The sequence below is a fragment of the Flavonifractor sp. AGMB03687 genome (genome assembly GCF_017811815.1).
Classification (GTDB): domain Bacteria; phylum Bacillota; class Clostridia; order Oscillospirales; family Oscillospiraceae; genus Flavonifractor.
Map to the genome: position 1 here is coordinate 429,739 of NZ_JADKZI010000002.1, position 18,633 is coordinate 448,371.

Genomic DNA, 18,633 nt, shown 5'->3' on the forward strand with positions numbered 1-18,633 from the left:
AGGATCTGGATCTCACCGTGGACACCGGCCGGTACACCGTGGCCGTCAATCCCCCCGCCCCCACCGGTACCCTGCCCGCCGCCGGAACCACGGCAGATGTGCGCGTCTCTCTGGAGCAGGTGATGTCGGTCTATCTGAAGCTGACCATCACCGGCGCCGACAGCTATGTGGGCGGCATCACCGGCATCCGCCGCACCGCCGCCGACGGCATGGGAGTGGACCTGGCGGCAGTCAGCGCCAGAACCACCTTGAGCGGCCCCACCTACTATCTGGACGCCGACGGCTCAGCGGTGTACTTTGACGCCATGGACCCCGCCCTTCGGAACGGAGATACCCTGCGCATCACCAACGGCCAGTACAAGGACCTGCTGCTGAAGACCACCCGCACCGACGGCGGCTACCAGGCTCAGGTGGTGTCGGAGGAGTCTACGCAGCCCCAGCCCAAGCCCGTCTCGGAGAAGCTGGCCGACCGGCTGACCGTGGCCAACAGCGTCCAGGAAGCCAACGGCAGCTACCGGTTTGAGCAGGCGTCTCAGGCCATCCGGGAGTTCGGCGGGGTCAACGAGACCGTCACGGTCCCCGCCCAGATCAAAACCTGGCTGGGCGCCGCCGCCGGCAGCCCCCGGGGCAGCCTGGGCTATGCCCTGGCCGAGAGCGGTGAGCCGGTTCAGACCATCCTCATCCCCGCCGGGTGCGACCTGACCCTGACCAACCTGGATCTGCTCAGCAGCGTGAAGGTCGTCGTGCAGAACGGCGGCAAACTCACCCTACGGGACTCCGTGGTCCAGGGTGTGGTGGAGGTGGAGCAGGGCGGCACCTTCTCCATGAACTACGACAGCACCAGCAGCAAGTTCCTTACCGGGGCCGCCATCAACGGCCAGCTGCGGCTCAAGAGCGGCGCGGTGCTGGAAAACGCCGCCGTCTCCTCCGACAGCAGCCGGGACGCCAAGAACACCCAGCCGGTGGTGGCGGTGCTGGGCAACGCCACGGTGAAGGGCTATGTCTTCCTCAAGGGCGATCAGGCCCAGACCGGCACCACCTACGCCGGCCGCACCGGCCTGCTGGTAAGCGGCAGCACCCTGACCCTGTCCCAGGGCGCCCTGCTGGCGGTGTACGGCGGCGGCATGGGGAATGCCGCCACGGTGGGCGGCGACGCCATCCGGCTGGACCGGGGTACCATCTCCGGCGCAGGCACCCTCATCGCGGTGGGCGGCGACGGCACCTATGATCGGGGCGGCGACGCCGTCAGCGGCAGTGGTACCGTGATCCCCGGCAAGGCCTACCTCCAGGGCGGCGCCTCCGCCTTCCCTGTCACCCTTACCGGCACCGCTGGCAAGGCCGCTGCGGCCGGGGTCTACGCCCCCAATTCGGTGAAGAACGACGGCACGCTTTACCGCAATGAGCGGGAGAATCCCCGCATCCCCCGCTGGACCACCGCCGCCCCCGGCTATACGGACGTTCAGCAGATCATCTCCTATGTAACCGCCCGGACCACCCCCGCCAGACCCAGCCAGCCCGGCTCCAACCTCCCCGGCGGCAAGCGCCCCGGTTCCAACCTGCCCCAGCCCGGCAAGAACGGCGTCTACAACGTGCGGGTGTTCTCCTCCTCCCACGGCAGCGTGGAGGTGAGTGACAGCCGGGCCAATAAGGGCGATTCTCTGCGCCTCACCGTCAAGCCGGAGAAGGGCTATGTGCTGGATACCATCACCGTCACCGACCAGAACAACAAGACGGTGAAGCTGACCGAAAAGAGTGACCTCCGGTATACCTTTGATATGCCCGGCTCCCCGGTCAGCGTCCAGGCTACCTTTGTCAAGGAGTCCGCCGCCCGGAAGCCGGATCAGCCGGTCACCCACGTGGTCCCCTCCACGCCCCTGGTTCCGGCCACTCCCGTGACTCCGACGACTCCTGTCACTCCCGTGACCCCCGCCGCTGTCCCCTTTAAGGACGTGTCTTCCAAGGACTACTTCTATGCCGCCGTCCAGTGGGCGGTGGGCAAGAACGTGACCCAGGGCACCTCGGCCAATACCTTCTCCCCCGACGCCCGCTGCACCCGTGCCCAGGTGGTCACCTTCCTGTGGCGTGCGGCTGGCTCTCCCGCCCCCAAGAATCGCACCCTCCCCTTCCGGGATGTGCGTCCCGGCGACTACTGCTATGACGCGGTGGAGCAGGGCATTACCGGCGGCACCGGCAACGGCGCCTTCAGCCCCGACCTGGTGGTGACCCGTGCCCAGGCGGTGGCCCTCCTCCACCGGGCCGCAGGCTCCCCCGCCGCCCGGACGGCCAGCGCCTTCTCCGACGTGGCCAGCGGCAGCTACTACGCCGCCGCCGCTCAGTGGGCCAGCGCCCAGGGCATCACCCAGGGCACCGGCGGAAACCGCTTCAGCCCCGACAAGGACTGCACCCGTGGTCAGATCGTCTCCCTCCTCTACCGCGGCGTACAGCAGAACGCATTTTCCTGGTAACTGCAGCAAAAAAGCACAACCACCAACTGGTGGTTGTGCTTTTTTAATGGGCTCAGTCCTCGTCCCGATGGATGGTCAGCCGCTGCTGGATCTCCTTCAGCTTGGCACGGGCCTCCTTCTTGACGGCCATAGCCTGCTCCAGGCGGGCCTCCAGACCGGCCTCCAGGCCCTTCTTTTGGGCCTTGGCGGCCTGGCGCACCGTCTGCTTGACCTGCTTGGCCGCCTGCTTGTAGGCCTTGCGGGTCTCCTGCAGCTGCTTTGTCAGCCGCTGAGGATAGGCACGCAGGTCGGGATAGGCCTGGTGGAGACGGCGGAGCAGCAGAGTGTGGTTGTGCAGCAGAATATGGACCTGCTTTGTGATCTCCTCCGTGTTGTCGCCGGGCTGGTCGTCGATGCTCCGGCGCACCATGCCCATGAGGAAGTGGGCGGTGACGTAGTCGGCCAGCATGACCGCCGCCACCGTCAGGGCGGCGATGCGCAGGACCAGTGGGCTCCACCCATCCATCCAGCCAAAGAGGACCGGGTCGATGACCTGGACGATGATGACGCAGGCCGCTCCGAACAGGAGCAGATTGCCGATCCAGATGCGGCCGTGGAGGTTCATGGGCTTCTGGCTGTAATCCCACCAGCGGGCGTGGAAGCGCTTTTCCATGTACCAGGAGGTGAAATATTCCAGAGCGCCGCACAGCACCATGCCCGCCAGGAAGGTCTCCCACACGGTACCCTTCCGGGCGATGAGGCCGCCAACCACCAGGGTCACGGTGACGGCGCCCCAGCCGTAGATGGGGCAGTAGGGCCCGATGAGGAAGCCACGGTTGATGAAGCGGTGGAACTGGATGTACTTCAGGGTCACCTCGGTGAGCCAACCCAGGCAGGAAAAGAGAAAAAATTGAAGGATGAATTCACAAATCAGGTTTAGATCCAAGACAGCGCCTCCTTTTGAAAGAAAAAAGAGGAGGACCTTTTGCGCAGGTCCTCCTTTTTGTGTGATATGGTTGTGTGCTTAGCCCTGGTCCCAGTTGTGCCAGACGTTCTGCACGTCGTCATTGTCCTCCAGCAGGTCAATGAGCTTCTCCATGTTCTTGATGTCGTCCTCATTTTCCAGCTTGACGTAGTTCTGGGGCACCATCTCCACGGCGGCCTGGACGAAGGTGTAGCCCTTCTCCTCCATGGCGGCCAGCACGGTGCCGAAGGCGTCGGGGTCGGTGTAGACCTCGAACACGTCCTCCTCCACCTGCATGTCGTCGGCGCCGCAGTCCAGAGCGTCCATCATGACGGTGTCCTCGTCCAGGTCTTCCTTCTCAATGATGATGACACCCTTGCGGTCGAAGGACCAGGACACGCAGCCGGTGGCGCCCAGGCCCTTGCCGTACTTGTCCAGCAGGTGACGGACCTCGGGGGCGGTGCGGTTGCGGTTGTCGGTGAGGGCGTCCACGATGACGGCCACGCCGGAGGGGCCGTAGCCCTCGTACACCACGTTCTCGTAGCTGTCGGTGTTGCCGGAGCCCAGAGCCTTGTCGATGGTGCGCTTGATGTTGTCGTTGGGCATATTGGCCGCCTTGGCCTTGGCGACCACGGTGGCCAGACGGGAGTTGTTGTTGGGGTCGCCGCTGCCGCCGGTCTTGACGGCCACGATCATCTCGCGGGCGATCTTGGTGAAGATCTGGGAGCGCTTGGCGTCGGCCGCGCCCTTGGTCTTCTGAATATTATGCCACTTGGAATGTCCTGACATTGGTACTCGTTCCCTTCTCGTCGAAAATCAGCGCATCTAGTTTATCACTTTTTTGAGTGCTTGACAAGCCCTCACAGGTAGGAAAACACCTCTTTATGGGTCTGGGTGGTGAGCACCTCCACCTTGGGGAAGCCGTCGGCCAGCCACTTGACCAGCACAGGCACCACCACCTGCTCGGTGGGATAGTGGCCGGCGTCGATGAGGTTGACCCCCATGGCCTTGGCGTCCAGGAAGCCGTTGTACTTCACGTCGGCGGTGACGAAGGTGTCGCAGCCCAGGGCCAGGGCGTCCTTCAGCATGTCGGCGCAGGCGCCGCCGCCCACGGCCACCCGGCGCACCGGGCGACGGGCGTCCACGAAGCGCACGCCGTTGGCGCCCAGAGCCTCCTTGACGAAGGCGGCGAAGGCGGGGGCGTACATGGGCACACCGGCGGTGTTGCCCACCCGGCCGATGCCGTAGGGACGGCCGGCCTGATCCACGCCGTCCTGCTTCAGGCACTCCACGTTGGTCAGGTCCAGCTTGCGGGCCAGCACGTCATTCACGCCCCCCCACACGGCGTCCAGGTTGGTGTGGGCGCAGATGGCGGCGATGTTGTGCTCTACCAGGGAGAGCAGGATGCGGCCGTCGGGGGTGGCGTCGGTCACCGACTTGGCGGGGTGGAAAATCACCGGATGGTGGGACACGATGAGCTGGCACCCCAGCTGGGCGGCCTCGGCCACCACCTCCTCGGTGATGTCCAGGCTCACCAGAACCTTATCCACCTGCCGGTCGCCCCGGCCTACCAGGAAGCCCGCGTTGTCAAAGTCCATCTGGAGGGAAAAGGGAGCCAGTGAGTCCAGATGCTGATAGATTTCTCTTACCGTTGCCATGATAGCCACTCCTCTCGCATGCGTTGCAGGTCGGCATGGACCTGCTCCAGCTCTTCCAGCCGCCCGGCATCGGCGCTCCGGGTGGAGCGGCGCAGCCCCTCCACCGCACGGGCGGTCTGGTCAATGAGCCGATTCAAATATGTTTCCCGCAGGGGGTCGTCCTCCCCCCTGCTCTGCCGCCCCGCCCACAGCTCACCGGCGGTAAGCTGGGCCATGGGTCCGGCGGTCACCCGGAAGGTGGTGTAAATGGTATCCCCTTCCCGGGTCAATATTTCCCGGGCAATGGTGTAGCCGTGGTCCTGGAGCCAGCGCCGCAGCTGGGGCTGGGCGCTCATGGGCTGAAGGAGCAGCAGGCAGTCCTCCCGCCACGTCCAGGGGGCGGCGGACAGGATGGCGGCGATGGTCTCGCCCCCCATGCCGGCGATGGCGATGGTGTCGGCCTCGCCGGGATTCACCCCCGCCAGACCGTCGCACAGCCGGAAGTCCATCTCCTCGGTCAGGCCGTATCGCTCCGCCGTGGCCCGGGCCCGGTCCAGAGGCCCCTGCCGCAGGTCGCAGGCCAGTGCCTTTGTGATGATGCCGCGCTGGAGCAGCCACACCGGCAGATAGGCGTGGTCGGTGCCGATATCGGCAAATTTGGCCCCCTGGGGCACCAGCTCGGCCACCGAGCGCAGCCGGGGGGTCAGTTCCATGGGACGCATCCCAGTCACCTCCTATGAAAAAAGGAGCGGTCTGACCGCTCCTTTTTTGCCTTTGTTACTGAGCAGCGCCCACGCTGGCGTTGATCTTGGCCAGCAGCTCGTCCACGTCCACGCCGTGGACCATGCAGGCCTCCTCCACAGTCTCGCCGCGGGAAGAGGGGCAGCCCAGGCAGTGCATGCCGATGGACAGGAAGATGGGAGCGGTCTCGGGAGCGATGTCCAGGATATCGCCGATGATGGTATCTTTGGTGATCTGAGCCATAAAGGGAATACCTCCAAATTTCTAGGATATTGGTAGTATATCCGATTTTCTCCCTTTTTGCAAGAGAGACTTGCTTTTTGTCCGAAAATTCTGAGGGACTCCCCTACCTTATAAAAAGGCCAGGGCCTCCCGGATGTTGCGCACCTTGATGAGCTGGAGCCCGTCGGGCACCTCCAGCTTGGCTCCGGTGCGCTGGGGTACCAGGCATTTGGTGAAGCCCAGCCGGTGGACCTCGCTGAGCCGCTGGCCAAGGGCGTTCACCGACCGCAGCTCGCCGGTGAGGCCCACCTCTCCGATGGCGGCCAGGTCGCCGGGCACCGGTCGGTCCCGGAAGGAGGAGGCCAGGGCCACCACCATGGCCAGGTCTGCGGCGGGCTCGTCCAGGTTGAGGCCGCCGATGACGTTGATGTAGGCGTCGCAGGAGCTGACCATCAGCCCGCCCCGCTTCTCCAGCACCGCCAGCAGCAGGTTGGCCCGGTTGAAGTCGAAGCCGTTGCAGGTGCGCCGGGGCACGTTGAAGCTGGTGGGGGCCAGCAGGGCCTGGACCTCCGCCAGCACCGGCCGCACCCCCTCCATCACGCAGGTGACGCAGGTGCCGGGGGTGTCCTGGGGCCGGCCGGACAGCAGCATCTCCGAGGGGTTGGGCACCTCGGTGAGGCCGGAGTCGGCCATCTCGAACACGCCGATCTCGTTGGTGGCGCCGAAACGGTTTTTGGCCGCCCGCAGGATGCGGTAGGAGTTCTGCTGCTCGCCCTCAAAGTAGAGCACGCAGTCCACCATATGCTCCAGCACCTTGGGTCCGGCGATGGAACCTTCCTTGTTCACGTGGCCGATGACGAACACCGTCACGCCTCTGCCCTTGGCCAGGTTCATCAGAGCCATGGTGCAGTCCTTCACCTGGCCGATGCTGCCGGGGGCGGCGGACAGCTCCCCGTTGTACATGGTCTGGATGGAGTCCACGATAAGCACGTCGGGCTGAAGCTGGGTCACCGCCTCGGCCACGTCGTCCATGCTGGTTTCGGCCAGCAGGTAGAGCTGCTGACCGCTCACCCCCAGCCGCTCGGCCCGCAGCTTGATCTGCCGCTCGGATTCCTCGCCGGAGACATAGAGCACCTTGGCAAACCGGCATAGATTCTGGCAGATCTGGAGCATGAGGGTGGACTTGCCGATGCCCGGCGCGCCGCCCACCAGCACCAGGGAGCCCTGGACGGCGCCGCCCCCCAGCACCCGGTCCAGCTCGTTCATGCCGGTCTGGAACCGCAGCTCCCGGGTGGTCTCCACCTCGTCCATCAGCCGCGGCTTGGACCGCCCCTGCCGCTCCACCGCCGTGGCGGCGGCTACGGAGCTCTTCCGCTTGGTCTCGGCGGGCTGCTCCACGATGGTGTTCCACGCCTTGCAGGCGGGGCACTGGCCCGCCCACTTGGGCAGCTCGTTGCCGCATTCGGTACAGTAAAACATGGTCTTGGCTTTCATGGGTGGATGGTCCTCCCCTTCTTTTGTGGTGTGAATCTCCGGCGGGCGGTCCGGGAGGCCCGCCCCTACGGGATCATGTTTGGTATAGGCCTGTAGGGGGCGGCGTCCCCGACGCCCCGACCCTAGGTTGTGAAATTCGCTTCATATTGAAGCCATGCCCCGGTGAGGGCGGCGGCCAGCTGGAGCTGATAGCCCTCCGAGCGCAGCTTCCCCTCCTCCTCCGGGTTGGACAGAAAGCCGCACTCCACCAGAATGGCGGGGCGGGTAATGTGGTTCATGAGATACACCGTGTCCGGGATGGGCTTGGCCTGGCGTTCATTGGCGGGGTCTACCGCCTGCCGCAGCACCTCCTGGGTGTGGACGGCAAATTCCTGGCTCCCCTCCGTGGGGGCGTAAAACACCTGGGCCCCGTGGTACTTGGCACTGGTAAACATGTTCTGATGGATGCTCAGCAGCACCCCGTGTTCCGTCTCCTCCACTGTCGCCACCCGGTTTTTCAGGTCGGAGGCCTTCTTCTCTCTCAAGGTATTCGCTGACGGGTCGTGGAGAGATACATCCTCCTGCCGCAGCACCACCGGCGCTTGGCCGCACAGCCCCAGCAGCAGGTCCAGCCTCTGGACGATGGCCAGATTGATCTGGCTCTCGGGCACGCCGCTTAAAGACACTGCGCCCCCGTCCTCCCCGCCGTGGCCCGCGTCCAGCACCAGAACGGGCCGCCCGCTGTCCGCGGGGCCCACCGTCTGGATTGCCCCGCTCGGCCAGAACACCAGATAACCGGCGGTGGCCAGAGCCAGCACCCACAGCAGGGCCCACTGTCCCACTCGCTTCATACCGCTCCCCCCTTTGATAAAGGAAGGATATGCGGCGGCGGAGATGATTAGACGGATAGACAGCCCCTATTGTACCACGCCCGCCCCTGCTTGTCCAAATTTCTGTTGCCTTTTTGCCGCTCAGGGGCTAAGATGGAAGCAGCAACCATGGAGGTGAGCCCAATGGTCATTGATAAGATGAAAAACGCTTCTCTGTATTACGGTCTGGGCCAGCGGTTCCAGCAAGCTCTGGAGTGGCTGGCGAACGTGGACCCGGACAGCCTGACTCCCGGTCAGCGGGTGGACATCGACGGCGACAACGTGTACGCCACCCGGTTCGACGTGGATACCAAGGCCCCCGCCGACTGCAAGCTGGAGTGCCACCGGGACTACGCCGACATCCAGTACGTGGTGTCCGGCACCGAGGGTGTGGGCTATTCCCTGCCCGACGCTCCCCTGACCCAGCTCAGTGAGTATACCCCCGATATCCAGTTTTTTACCACCGACTGGGATACCATCACCGTCCGGCCCGGCACCTTCTACATCGTCTGGCCCCAGGACCTCCACGCCCCCCGTGTGGCGCTGGAATCCCCTGTGCCCGTGAAGGTCATCGTGGCAAAAGTGAAGCTCTCCTGACCGGCAAAAAAACGGCCGTCCCCAACAGGGCGGTCGTTTTGTTGTATTTTGCCATGAAAAAATATTCACATTTTAGTGAAAAAATATTCGCTTTATGCAGACCGTTGTGCTATACTCAGATTCGCGCCTGAGATCCATACGGCAAATCTGCAAAAGGGATGAAGCAAATGAAACAGAAATGGTACAAACAGCTTGGAGCGGTGGTTCTGGCCGGTTCCATGGTAATTGGCAGCGGTGTCAGCGCCAGTGCGTGCTGCGGCCTGTATGTGGGCAGCCAGGAATCCGTCAATGGTTCTACTTATGTGGGCCGCTCGGAAGACATCGGCAAGCTGTACGACAAGGTATTTGAGGTGCGCCCGGCGGCTGATCACGCCCAGGGCGAGATGTATGAAGATACATACGGCTTCTCCATGCCCTACCCCGCCCACACCTATCGCTACACCGTGCTGCGGGACTCCATCGAGCAGGGTGAGTCCGTGGTGGACGAGAGCGGCAACCTGGTGCGGGAGGCCTACGGCGAGGTTGGCATGAACGAGAACGGCGTGTCCGTCAGCGCCACCGTGTCCACCGCCAACAACGAGAACGTGCAGGCCGCCGATCCCCTGGTGGATACCGGCATCTGCGAGATCTCCCTCACCTCCGTGATCCTGATGTCCGCGGAGTCCGCTCGGGACGGCGTGGAGAAGCTGGCCGCCATCATCGACACCTACGGCTCCGGCGAGTGCAACTCCTTCACCATCAGCGACGCCAACGAGGTGTGGGACTTTGAGACCCTGTCCGGCCACCAGTATGTGGCGGTGAAGATGCCCGACGACAAGGTGTCCGTCAACCCCAACATGGTAGTGATGAATGAGATCGACGTGTCCGACACCGAGAACGTCATCGCCTCCGACGGTCTGATCTCCCTCCCCCTGGAGAACGGCTTCCTGGTGTCCTCCCAGCAGGGCAAGGTGGCCGATGACCAGATCACCAAGGTGGACATCCAGAAGACCTACGGCTCCACCGACTTCGGCAACGGCCAGTACTTCCGCTACTGGCAGGGCGTCAACTACCTGAACGAGGAGCTGTCCGAGAGCGTCTCCGTGGAGCGGGACGGCGAGGCCGCCCCCGAGGGTCCCTTCAACATGCTCTTTGATGCCGACCACCAGCTGACCACCTACGAGGTGCTCCGTCTGCTGGCCTGCCGGGGCGAGGGCACCGAGTACGCCGCCGACAACAACCCGGAGAACAACCCCAACGGCACCGCCATCGGCAACGAGCGGCAGGCCGAGTGCCACGTGTTTGAGATCCGCAGCGACATGCCCGAGGAGCTGGCTACCATTCAGTGGCAGACCATGTCCCGGGCGGAGTTCTCCGTCTACCTCCCCTACTACAGCAACCTGCTGACCGATACCTCCGACATCTTCCAGACCGAGTACAGCCCCAGCATCAAGAACATTGAGGAAGTACTGGACGACGAGGATTTCCCCGCCGAGACCTCCGCTTACTGGGTCTTTACCGCCATCAACGACCTGTGCGACAACGACCGGGAGCGCTATGGCGCCAATGTGAAGCTCTACTGGGAGAACTACCAGAAGGCCCTCATCGAGCAGCAGGAAGCAGTGGATGAGGCCATGAAGGTCATCTGCGCCGAGAAGCCCGAGCAGGCCGAGCAGGTGGCCACCGCCCTGGCCAAGGCGGTCTCCGAGGAGGCCTTTGAGAATGCCAAGAGCATCCTCACCGAGCTGTGGGCCTTTGTCAAGGCCGACCAGGCCGGCGAGCTGGCCGAGGACGCCGTGTTCACCCCCTCCGTCCTCACTGAGAACAAGATGCCCACCTACTCCATCGACATGGCTTACACCTTTGACGATGTGGCTTCCGATGCCTGGTATGCCGATGCGGTCCACTATGTGGCGGAAAACGGCATCATGAACGGTGCCGGTGACGGCACCTTCGCCCCCTACACCATTATGAACCGGGCCATGCTGGTGCAGGTGCTCTACGCCCTGGAGGGCAAGCCCGCCGTGTCCGGCAGCAGCTTTGCCGATGTGGCTTCCGACGCCTGGTATGCCGACGCCGTGGCCTGGGCCGCCCAGACCGGCATCGTCACCGGCCTGTCCGACACCACCTTCGGCCCCGATCAGGTTCTGACCCGGGAGCAGCTGGCTACCATCCTCTACCGCTACGCCGCCTACAAGGGCTATGACGTCACCGCCTCCGGCGATCTGGACGGCTACACCGACGCCGCTGAGATCGGCGCTTACGCCCTGGACGCTATGCAGTGGGCCACCGGCTCCAGCCTGATCTCCGGCAGCAACGGCGCTCTGGCTCCCCAGAGCAGCGCCACCCGCGCCGAAGCGGCCACCATTCTGATGCGCTTCCTGGAGAGCGTAGACTAAGCCTATCAAAAGAGGCCGACCCATCCGGGCCGGCCTCTTTCTGTTTTATTTCTTGGCGGAATCGAAGGCGGGGTTGGTGAAGTAGACATTCTTCTGGTCCATCTTCTCCTTGGCCAGGCGCACCGCCTCGCCGAAGCGCTGGAAGTGGACGATCTCCCGCTCCCGCAGGAAGCGGATCACGTCGCTGACGTCGGGGTCGTCGCTGAGGCGCAGGATGTTGTCGTAGGTGACCCGGGCCTTCTGCTCGGCGGCCATATCCTCGGTGAGGTCGCAGATCACGTCCCCCTTGACGCCGATGCCGGCGGCGTTCCAGGGGGCGCCGGAGGCGGCGGTGGGATAGACGCCGGTGGTGTGGTCCACAAAGTAGGGGGCGAAGCCGCCCTCCCGCAGCTGCTCCTGGGTCAGACCCCGGGTGAGCTGATGGACGATGGCACCGATCATCTCCAGGTGGCCCAGCTCCTCGGTACCGATATCGGTGAGCAGGCCCTTGAGCTCGGGATAGGGCATGGCATACCGCTGGGACAGGTAGCGCAGGGAGGCGCCCAGCTCGCCGTCGGGACCGCCGTACTGGCTGATGACCCAGGCGGCCAGCTTGGGGTTGGGGGTCTTGATGCGCACCGGATATTGCAGCTTCTTCTCGTACTGGAACATTACTTGGTCCCTCCTTCCGCGGTCATGTGCCAGGGCCAGTCGCCCTCCAGCCAGGCCGACCAGCTCTCCGCGTTGGCAGTAGCGCTCTGGGTCAGGGGGCCGTGGGCGGCCTCATACCGCTTGCGGGCCTCGGCCTCCATGGCGCTGTACTGCTGGAAGAGCTGAAAGGCCTCGCTGTCGTCCTGGTGGGTGTCCAGGTAGAGGCCCAGCTCCAGCAGCATAAACTCCAGGGCCTGGAGCTCCGCCAGCTGGGTGCCCAGCATCTTGACCGCCTCCTCCTTGATGTGGAAGGGCAGGTTCAGGCCGGGGAACAGGGTGCCGTTGGCCAGGGCCTCCTGCTGGGAGTAGCGCTTGGGATTCTTCTGCTGAAACGGCACGTAGGGTACGGCCAGGGGCGCGCATTCAGGGAGCGTGCCGCAGCTGTCGGCGCAGGTGCCGGGATTGTTCTGATGGTTGTTCTCGGGATACAAGGGGTGTCCCTCCTCCTATGGAATGGGACGGGACGGGAGCCCCGTCCAGACCATCCTATGCGCCCCATCTCCCCCATGATACAAAAGGCCCGGATGGAAAACCATCCGGGCCTTTCTCTTATGCCATTGTAGTGTTGGTCACGAACCGGGTGAGCATGGCGGCCACCTCAGCCCGGGTGATGTTGGCCTGGGGCCGCAGGCTGCCGGTGAGGATGCCGCTGGCGCAGGCCCACTCCATGGCCTCTCTGGCCCAGGCGGAGGTCTGAGCCCCGTCCCGGAAGTGGTCCAGGCTGCCGCCGGTCACCGCGGGCTTGCCGGCGCACCGGTAGAGCATGACGGCCAGGGTCTCCCGGGTGAGAGGGGCGTCGGGGTCAAAGCGGCCGTTGGCGGTGCCGCCGGCGATGTCCTGCTCCGCCGCCCAGTTGGCCGCGTCGCTGTACCAGGCGTTGGCGGGCACATCCTGGAAGCTGCCGCTGGAGGCAGGCGCGGGGCTGCCCTCCAGCCGGTGGAGCACGGTGACCAGCATGGAGCGGGTCATGGTACCGGCGGGGGCAAATTTGCCGCTGCCCACGCCGGAGAACAGCTCCCGGCTGGCCACAAACTGGACGGAATCGGCAAACCAGTCCCGGCCGGACACATCGGCAAACTGCTTGCTGCCGTCCACCAGCTCCAGGGTGGCGGAGCGGTCCACCTGCACGGTGAGGGCGCCGTTCTGATAGACGGAACGGGGCAGCACCCGGCGGCTGCCGTCGGGCAGTACCTGGACCGTCACGGTGCCGGTGCCTCCGGTGCAGGGGATGCGCAGGGTGCCGTGGGAAACACCGGCGGGAACGGTGACCTGGGCGGTCACCTTGCCGGTGCTGCCGGTGGTCACCAGGGCGGTGGCGCCGGTCTTTTGGTCGGTAACCGTGACGGTGCTCTCGGTGGGCTTCTGTGTGCCGCCGGTAGCGCTTCCACCACTGGAACTACCGCCGCTGGAGCTGCCTCCACTGGAGCCGCCGCCGGTAGTGGGAGGCACCGTGGGCTTGTTGGAACCACCGCCGGTGGTAGGAGGTACCGTCGGCTTGTTGGAACCACCGGAACCGCTGCCGCCACCGGTGCTGCCACCGCCGCCGGTAGGAGGCACGGTGGGCGGCACAGTAGGCGGAACGGTGGGCTTCTGGTCCGTGGTGGGCACCTGGACCATCTGGTTCCAGGCCAGCGTACCGGCCTGACGCACCTCCTCCACAGAGCCGGCGGCACGGATGGCGCTCAGGCCGCTGTTGAGAGCGCTGCTCAGAGCCGCCTGGCCCTCGGCGGAATAGGCCTTCTTGTCCAGCTGGTCATACTTCTCCTGGATGGCCTGGGCCTCGGACCGCTTCTCCGCGGCCAGCTGCTGCCGGAACTCCAGCTGATGGGACAGATCGGGGCTGGTGTACTCCTTCCAGGCCAGCTCCAGACCGTTGTACCGGTCCAGCGCGCTCTGATAGTCGGCGATGTGCTCCTGCTGCACCTGCGCCATGGGCCGGGCGGTCAGTCCGTCCAGGCTCTCCACCCACTGGGTCACCTGCCTCAGAGTTAAGAGGCCGTCCGCCTTGGTCTGAAGCTGCTGGGCCGCCTGGCCCACCACCTGCTGACGGTCAGCCTCGTTGGTCAGGGAACTGCGCAGTGCCAGCTTGTCCTGGGCCAGATCCTCCAGGGCAGCCTGGGCCAGGCCCTCCAGCTCCTTGGCGTTGGACTCAGTCAGACTGTGGGCGGACACATAGCCCAGGGCGGCGGCATGGGCCGACGTCCAGGAACCGATGACCTCTTCCACCCGCTTCTGCGCGGTGGGCACTGCCGCCATGGCCGCCTTGGCCTGCTCCACGATCCGGTTCATGTCCAAGGTGTTGGAAGCAGCCTGGACCTTACCGACGGCGTCGGTGTAGGCCTCGGACAGGGTGCTCCAGTCCTGACTGGTGTAATCGCCCTGGGCATAGCCCCGGAAGGCGGCGTCCAGATCGACCAGATAGGGCTTCTGGAGCTCGCTGACGGAGGTACGCCACACGGCGTACAGGGTAACGGTGCCGTTTGCCTCGGCGGTCAGGCTCTCTACCTGGGCCTGGTTGCCGTAGCGCACCGCTCCGGAAGGCGTGGTAGCCCAACCGGCAAACTCCTTGTCACCGTTGGTGAAGGGGTTTGCCATCAGGGTCACTGCCTGACCGTAAACGGCGCTCTGGGTCTGGACCTCACCCTCTCCCCTGTTGGGATCCAGCTTGATGGTGTACTGGTTGGGAGTCCACTGGGCGTAAAGGGTGATCCGGTCCCCGTCGGTTTTCTTGCCCGCCAGGTTGCGCACTGATTCCTGGTCCCTGTAGGCGGTACCGTTCCCCTTGGGCAGGGTGTTCCACCCGGCGAAGGTGTGGCCGTAGCGCCGGAAGGTGCTCTGGGGCAGCTGCAGCTCGGTCCCCCACTGGGCGGGCACGGCTGCCAGGGAGCCGTTGCCCCCGTTGGTGGAGAAATAGATGGTGTAGCGGTTGGCGATCCGCTGGCTGTAGAGGGTCTGCCCCGCTGCCTCCAGCTCCGCCGGAGCGGGGATGGTGCACTCCTGATCCAGGAACTAGGCCGCCCGGTCGTGGCCTTCGATGGGGTCCTGCTCCTCGTAGTCGTCCAGATAGACCGTCAGGCCGGGCTGGTTGGGCAGCTTGATCTCCTCCATGAAGTTGTTCCGGGCCACAAAGCCGCCGCCCTCCAGCTTGGTGTTGTAGCTCATGTCCAGATGGGTCAGGCGGTTGTGGTCGATATGGAGGAAGGTCAGCTCAGGCAGCATGCTCACATCGATGCTGGTCAGCCGGTTGTCAAAGGTCTCAATGAACACCAGCTTGGTGTTGTCGGTGAGAAGCAGCTGCTCCAGATTGTTGTTGGAGCAATTCAGGCTCTGAAGATTGGGAAAGGCGCCCAACCCCTCCAGGCTGGTCAGGCCCAGGCCGGACAGGTCCAGCTGGGTCACGGCCATCCGCTCCTCCTGGGTGAGCACGCCGTCAGCGCCGGCGCCGCCCAGATTGGCGGCGTTGAGCAGCCAGCTCTGGAGCTTCTGATCCCGGAAGGCTTCGGTGATGTTGATACTTCCCTCATAGCTGCGGGGTGCCAGGGGTGTGGCCGCAACAGCGGGAAGTGTGAGCTGACCGGCGAGGGCGATGGTGGTCAGCATAACGGGCACCTTTTTCATGGTCGGTTTCATTTGCGTCTCCTGTTATACATTTATTTCCTACTAATTCCCTAGTAATTAGTAGGCCCATTATAGGGGGTGGAGCACATTTTGTCAACTGAGGAAAGCGGAAGATCTTCTGAAGATATCCTTTACATATGTTAAGAAGGCATAGAAAAAGGCCGTCCCGAATGGGACGGCCTTTTGGCATTGCAGATTAGTGCTGCTCGCCGCGCATGCGAGCGAAGCAGTCGCTGCAGTAAACAGGACGATCGGACTTGGGCTCGAAGGGCACCTTGGCCTCGCCGCCGCAGGCAGCGCAGGTAGCGGTGAAGTACTCGCGGGGGCCGCGGGAGGCAGCCTTGCGGGCGTCACGGCAAGCCTTGCAGCGCTGGGGCTCGTTCTGGAAGCCGCGCTCGGCGTAGAACTCCTGCTCACCGGCGGTGAACACGAACTCCTGGCCACATTCCTTACATACCAGAGTCTTGTCTTCGTACATGATGTTACCCTCTCTTTGCTTCTTTGCCCAGGTCCGGATGATCCATGTGCTGGGTCAGTGTAATATTGCGATCAGCCTTTGCTGATGTCGCCGGAAGAAGATTGCTGCGCCAGCTTGCGCCGGATACGCTGCACCGCGTTGTCCACCGATTTGGGGGACTTGTTTACCTCGGCTGCAATTTCGGAGTAGGACAAACCGTTCAGATACAACCGAAGTACGCTTGCCTCGAAGCCGGACAGCTGGCCCATCAGCGCCTCCAGACGTTCCCGAAAGGATTCCCGGCTGAGGAGGATCTCCTCCGGATCGGTTTCCGGACCGTCAGACGCGCCGAACGCCAATGGATCGCCGTTCCCACTAAAAAGAGGGTTTCCGAACGAGACGGAGTTGTTCAGCGGTATGTGCTTATCTCTTGCTGCTGCTTTGATAACAGAGAAAAGGCGGTTTTTGATGCAGACCTCCGCGTAGGTGCGGAAGGAAGCGGCCTTCTCCGGGTCATATTCCCGGATGGCGGCCAGCAGCCCCACCATTCCCTCCTGGATCAGATCCTCGCTGTCGCCGCCGGCCAGAAAATAGGGCCGGGCGCAGATGCGCACCAGGCGGTTGTAGCGCACAACCAGGGCCTCCTCGGCCTGGCGGTCACCGGAGGCGGCCAGAGCGCACAGCCTTTCGTCGTCCGGCTCCAGCGGTTGGAAATGGTCAGCTTTCATGCCGTTTCTCCTTGCACATTATAAGCGTAGATACCTGAATTTGTCAAGCGATTATGAAAAAATACTTCGGGATTCTCACCGATTTTTTATGACATTTGCCAAGAGGGATGCAACTTTTTCTGCATCGTCCTGGCTCTGGGCCTCCACCATGACCCGCACCAGAGCCTCGGTGCCCGAGGGGCGCACCAGCACCCGGCCGGTACCGGCCAGCAGCTTCTCCTGCTCGGCCACGGCGGCCATGATGTCGGGATCGTTCATGATGGCCTGCTTGGCGGCGTTGTCGGCCACAGGCACGTTGATGAGGGTCTGGGGGTAGCGCTTGCAGCCCTCCACCAACTGGGAGGCCTTCTTGCCGGAGCGGTGGAGCAGGGCCAAAAACTGCAGCGCGGTGAGCTGGCCGTCGCCGGTGGTGGCGTACTTGCGGAAGATGGTGTGGCCGGACTGCTCGCCGCCCAGGACCCAGCCTTCCTCCTCCATCTTCTCCAGCACGTTGCGGTCGCCCACGGCGGTGCAGAAGAGCTCCATGTTGTGCTCCCGGCAGAAGACGTGCAGGCCCAGGTTGCTCATGACGGTGCCCACGATGGCGCTGCCGGGCAGCTGGCCCTTGGACAGCAGGTCCAGGCCGCAGGCGGCGATGACCTGGTCGCCGTCGATCTCCTCGCCGGTCTCGTCCACCATGAGGCAGCGGTCGGCGTCGCCGTCAAAGGCGATGCCCAGGTCGTACTTCCCTGCCGTTACCATGGCCTTCAGGCTGTCCAGATGGGTGGAGCCGCAGCCGTTGTTGATGTTCACGCCGTCGGGATCGGCGTTGATGATGTCGGTGTGCAGGTCGGAGAAGGAGTCGAAGAGCCGGCCGGCGGTGGCGGAGGAGGCGCCGTTGGCGCAGTCCACCAGGATCTTCAGGCCGGACAGATCGGTGTCGATGGTGGATACCAGGTGGTCGATGTAGTCCTGGCTCTCCTTCTGGTCGGCATACACCACCCGGCCGATGTCGCCGCCGGTCTTGCGGGGCACGGACACCTTGTTGAGGATGATGTCCTCGATCTTGCCCTCCAGCTCGTCGGACAGCTTGAAGCCCTGGCTGTTGAAGATCTTGATGCCGTTGTGCTCAAAGGGGTTGTGGGAGGCGGAGATGACGATGCCGGCGTCGCAGCCGCTGTCCACCGTCACCCAGGCCACGCCGGGGGTGGGGATCACGCCCAGGTGGAGCACGTCGGCTCCGGCGGAGCACAGTCCGGCGATGAGGGCGCCCTCCAGCAGGTCGGAGGAGATGCGGGTGTCCTTGCCGATGGCGAAGCGGGGACGTCCCTCCCCTTTCGCCTGGGCCAGCACATAGGCCGCGGCTACGCCCACGTCGTAAGCCAGTTCTGCGTCCAGACCGGCGTTGACCACGCCGCGGATACCGTCCGTTCCAAACAGTTTACCCATATTGATTACCTCTTTCTACCGAAATCATCAAAGGTTTTCTTTAAGGCCCGCTCCACGGGGAACAGACTCCCCACCAGCACGGCCATCTGTATCATGACAACCACAAAGCACGCCGTCCCCACCGGGGTAGTCCCCCGGCCCAGTACGGTCAGCATGGCCAGCAGGCTCACCGGCAGCAGCACCAGCCCCAGCTTGAACCACAGCTTGCCGCAGGTCCGGTGGGCAAAGTCCCAGGTGTCCTGGTTCTTCATGGACCGGGTGGTGCGGTAGCCGTACAGGCTGTTGATGGTTTTGGGCGGCTTCGTTTGAAAGCGCCAACCGAACAGCAGCATGACCGCCGGGGTCAGCAGGACCATGGCGGTACAAAAGATCCAGAAGCCCATTGCC

18 protein-coding genes are annotated in these 18,633 nt (G+C 64.1%); 3 read left to right on the forward strand and 15 right to left on the reverse strand.

Going from position 1 to position 18,633, the window contains the following annotated elements; genetic code table 11:
• Positions 1-17: 17 nt before the first annotated feature.
• Positions 18-2,465, forward strand: coding sequence for an S-layer homology domain-containing protein (locus J9789_RS17375; RefSeq protein WP_209343370.1), 2,448 nt, complete (start codon positions 18-20; stop codon positions 2,463-2,465).
• A 52-nt stretch (positions 2,466-2,517) separates the two neighbouring features.
• Here J9789_RS17375 and J9789_RS05555 read toward each other — a convergent pair whose 3' ends face one another.
• The 7 genes from J9789_RS05555 to J9789_RS05585 form a co-directional block, all read right to left on the reverse strand.
• On the reverse strand, positions 2,518-3,390 hold the full coding sequence (locus tag J9789_RS05555; protein ID WP_209343371.1) for a putative ABC transporter permease: 873 nt from the start codon (positions 3,388-3,390) through the stop codon (positions 2,518-2,520).
• A gap of 78 nt (positions 3,391-3,468) precedes the next feature.
• A complete protein-coding gene (locus J9789_RS05560; RefSeq protein WP_209343373.1) occupies positions 3,469-4,197 on the reverse strand; it encodes a YebC/PmpR family DNA-binding transcriptional regulator in 729 nt (242 codons plus the stop codon).
• 71 nt (positions 4,198-4,268) lie between these two features.
• Entirely contained in the window at positions 4,269-5,066 is a 798-nt protein-coding gene (locus J9789_RS05565; protein WP_209343381.1) for a Nif3-like dinuclear metal center hexameric protein, read from the reverse strand.
• The gene (locus J9789_RS05570) at positions 5,054-5,767 is read right to left on the reverse strand and encodes a class I SAM-dependent methyltransferase (RefSeq protein WP_209343383.1); all 714 of its coding nucleotides are present in this window, start codon (positions 5,765-5,767) and stop codon (positions 5,054-5,056) included. Before J9789_RS05570 ends, J9789_RS05565 begins: the two co-directional genes overlap by 13 nt.
• 55 nt (positions 5,768-5,822) lie before the next feature.
• On the reverse strand, positions 5,823-6,029 hold the full coding sequence (locus J9789_RS05575) for a DUF1858 domain-containing protein (RefSeq protein ID WP_087188762.1): 207 nt from the start codon (positions 6,027-6,029) through the stop codon (positions 5,823-5,825).
• Between the two features lie 108 nt (positions 6,030-6,137).
• On the reverse strand, positions 6,138-7,502 hold the full coding sequence (radA, locus tag J9789_RS05580; RefSeq protein WP_209343385.1) for a DNA repair protein RadA: 1,365 nt from the start codon (positions 7,500-7,502) through the stop codon (positions 6,138-6,140).
• Between the two features lie 122 nt (positions 7,503-7,624).
• Entirely contained in the window at positions 7,625-8,332 is a 708-nt protein-coding gene (locus J9789_RS05585) for an N-acetylmuramoyl-L-alanine amidase (protein WP_209343388.1), read from the reverse strand.
• Between the two features lie 162 nt (positions 8,333-8,494).
• On the opposite strand from J9789_RS05585, the gene J9789_RS05590 reads away from it, so the two are divergent.
• Together J9789_RS05590 and J9789_RS05595 are read left to right on the forward strand one after the other, a co-directional pair.
• Positions 8,495-8,947, forward strand: a complete 453-nt coding sequence (locus J9789_RS05590; RefSeq protein ID WP_245185082.1) for a YhcH/YjgK/YiaL family protein — start codon at positions 8,495-8,497, stop codon at positions 8,945-8,947.
• 167 nt (positions 8,948-9,114) lie between these two features.
• Positions 9,115-11,325, forward strand: a complete 2,211-nt coding sequence (locus tag J9789_RS05595) for a C69 family dipeptidase (protein ID WP_209343392.1) — start codon at positions 9,115-9,117, stop codon at positions 11,323-11,325.
• 45 nt (positions 11,326-11,370) lie between these two features.
• On the opposite strand, the gene J9789_RS05600 is transcribed toward J9789_RS05595, so the two are convergent.
• From J9789_RS05600 to J9789_RS05635, 8 genes are all read right to left on the reverse strand, one after another.
• Positions 11,371-11,976, reverse strand: coding sequence for a manganese catalase family protein (locus J9789_RS05600; protein WP_209343394.1), 606 nt, complete (start codon positions 11,974-11,976; stop codon positions 11,371-11,373).
• Positions 11,976-12,446 (reverse strand): spore coat protein CotJB, encoded by a 471-nt coding sequence (locus tag J9789_RS05605; protein WP_209343395.1) that lies wholly within the window; start codon positions 12,444-12,446, stop codon positions 11,976-11,978. The genes J9789_RS05600 and J9789_RS05605 overlap by 1 nt, the downstream gene beginning before the upstream one ends.
• 118 nt (positions 12,447-12,564) lie before the next feature.
• Positions 12,565-15,021 carry an S-layer homology domain-containing protein gene (locus tag J9789_RS05610; RefSeq protein ID WP_348633643.1) on the reverse strand — a complete coding sequence of 819 codons (2,457 nt, stop codon included), beginning with the start codon at positions 15,019-15,021 and terminating at the stop codon, positions 12,565-12,567.
• A gap of 3 nt (positions 15,022-15,024) precedes the next feature.
• On the reverse strand, positions 15,025-15,645 hold the full coding sequence (locus tag J9789_RS05615; RefSeq protein WP_209343399.1) for a hypothetical protein: 621 nt from the start codon (positions 15,643-15,645) through the stop codon (positions 15,025-15,027).
• A 184-nt stretch (positions 15,646-15,829) separates the two neighbouring features.
• Positions 15,830-16,111 carry a zinc-ribbon domain containing protein gene (locus J9789_RS05620; RefSeq protein ID WP_087334122.1) on the reverse strand — a complete coding sequence of 94 codons (282 nt, stop codon included), beginning with the start codon at positions 16,109-16,111 and terminating at the stop codon, positions 15,830-15,832.
• A gap of 71 nt (positions 16,112-16,182) precedes the next feature.
• Positions 16,183-16,818, reverse strand: coding sequence for a sigma-70 family RNA polymerase sigma factor (locus tag J9789_RS05625; protein ID WP_209343401.1), 636 nt, complete (start codon positions 16,816-16,818; stop codon positions 16,183-16,185).
• A gap of 75 nt (positions 16,819-16,893) precedes the next feature.
• Positions 16,894-18,246, reverse strand: a complete 1,353-nt coding sequence (gene glmM, locus J9789_RS05630) for a phosphoglucosamine mutase (protein ID WP_209343403.1) — start codon at positions 18,244-18,246, stop codon at positions 16,894-16,896.
• 5 nt (positions 18,247-18,251) lie between these two features.
• Complete coding sequence (locus J9789_RS05635; protein WP_209343405.1) at positions 18,252-18,629, reverse strand: SdpI family protein; 378 nt, start codon at positions 18,627-18,629, stop codon at positions 18,252-18,254.
• Positions 18,630-18,633: the final 4 nt, after the last annotated feature.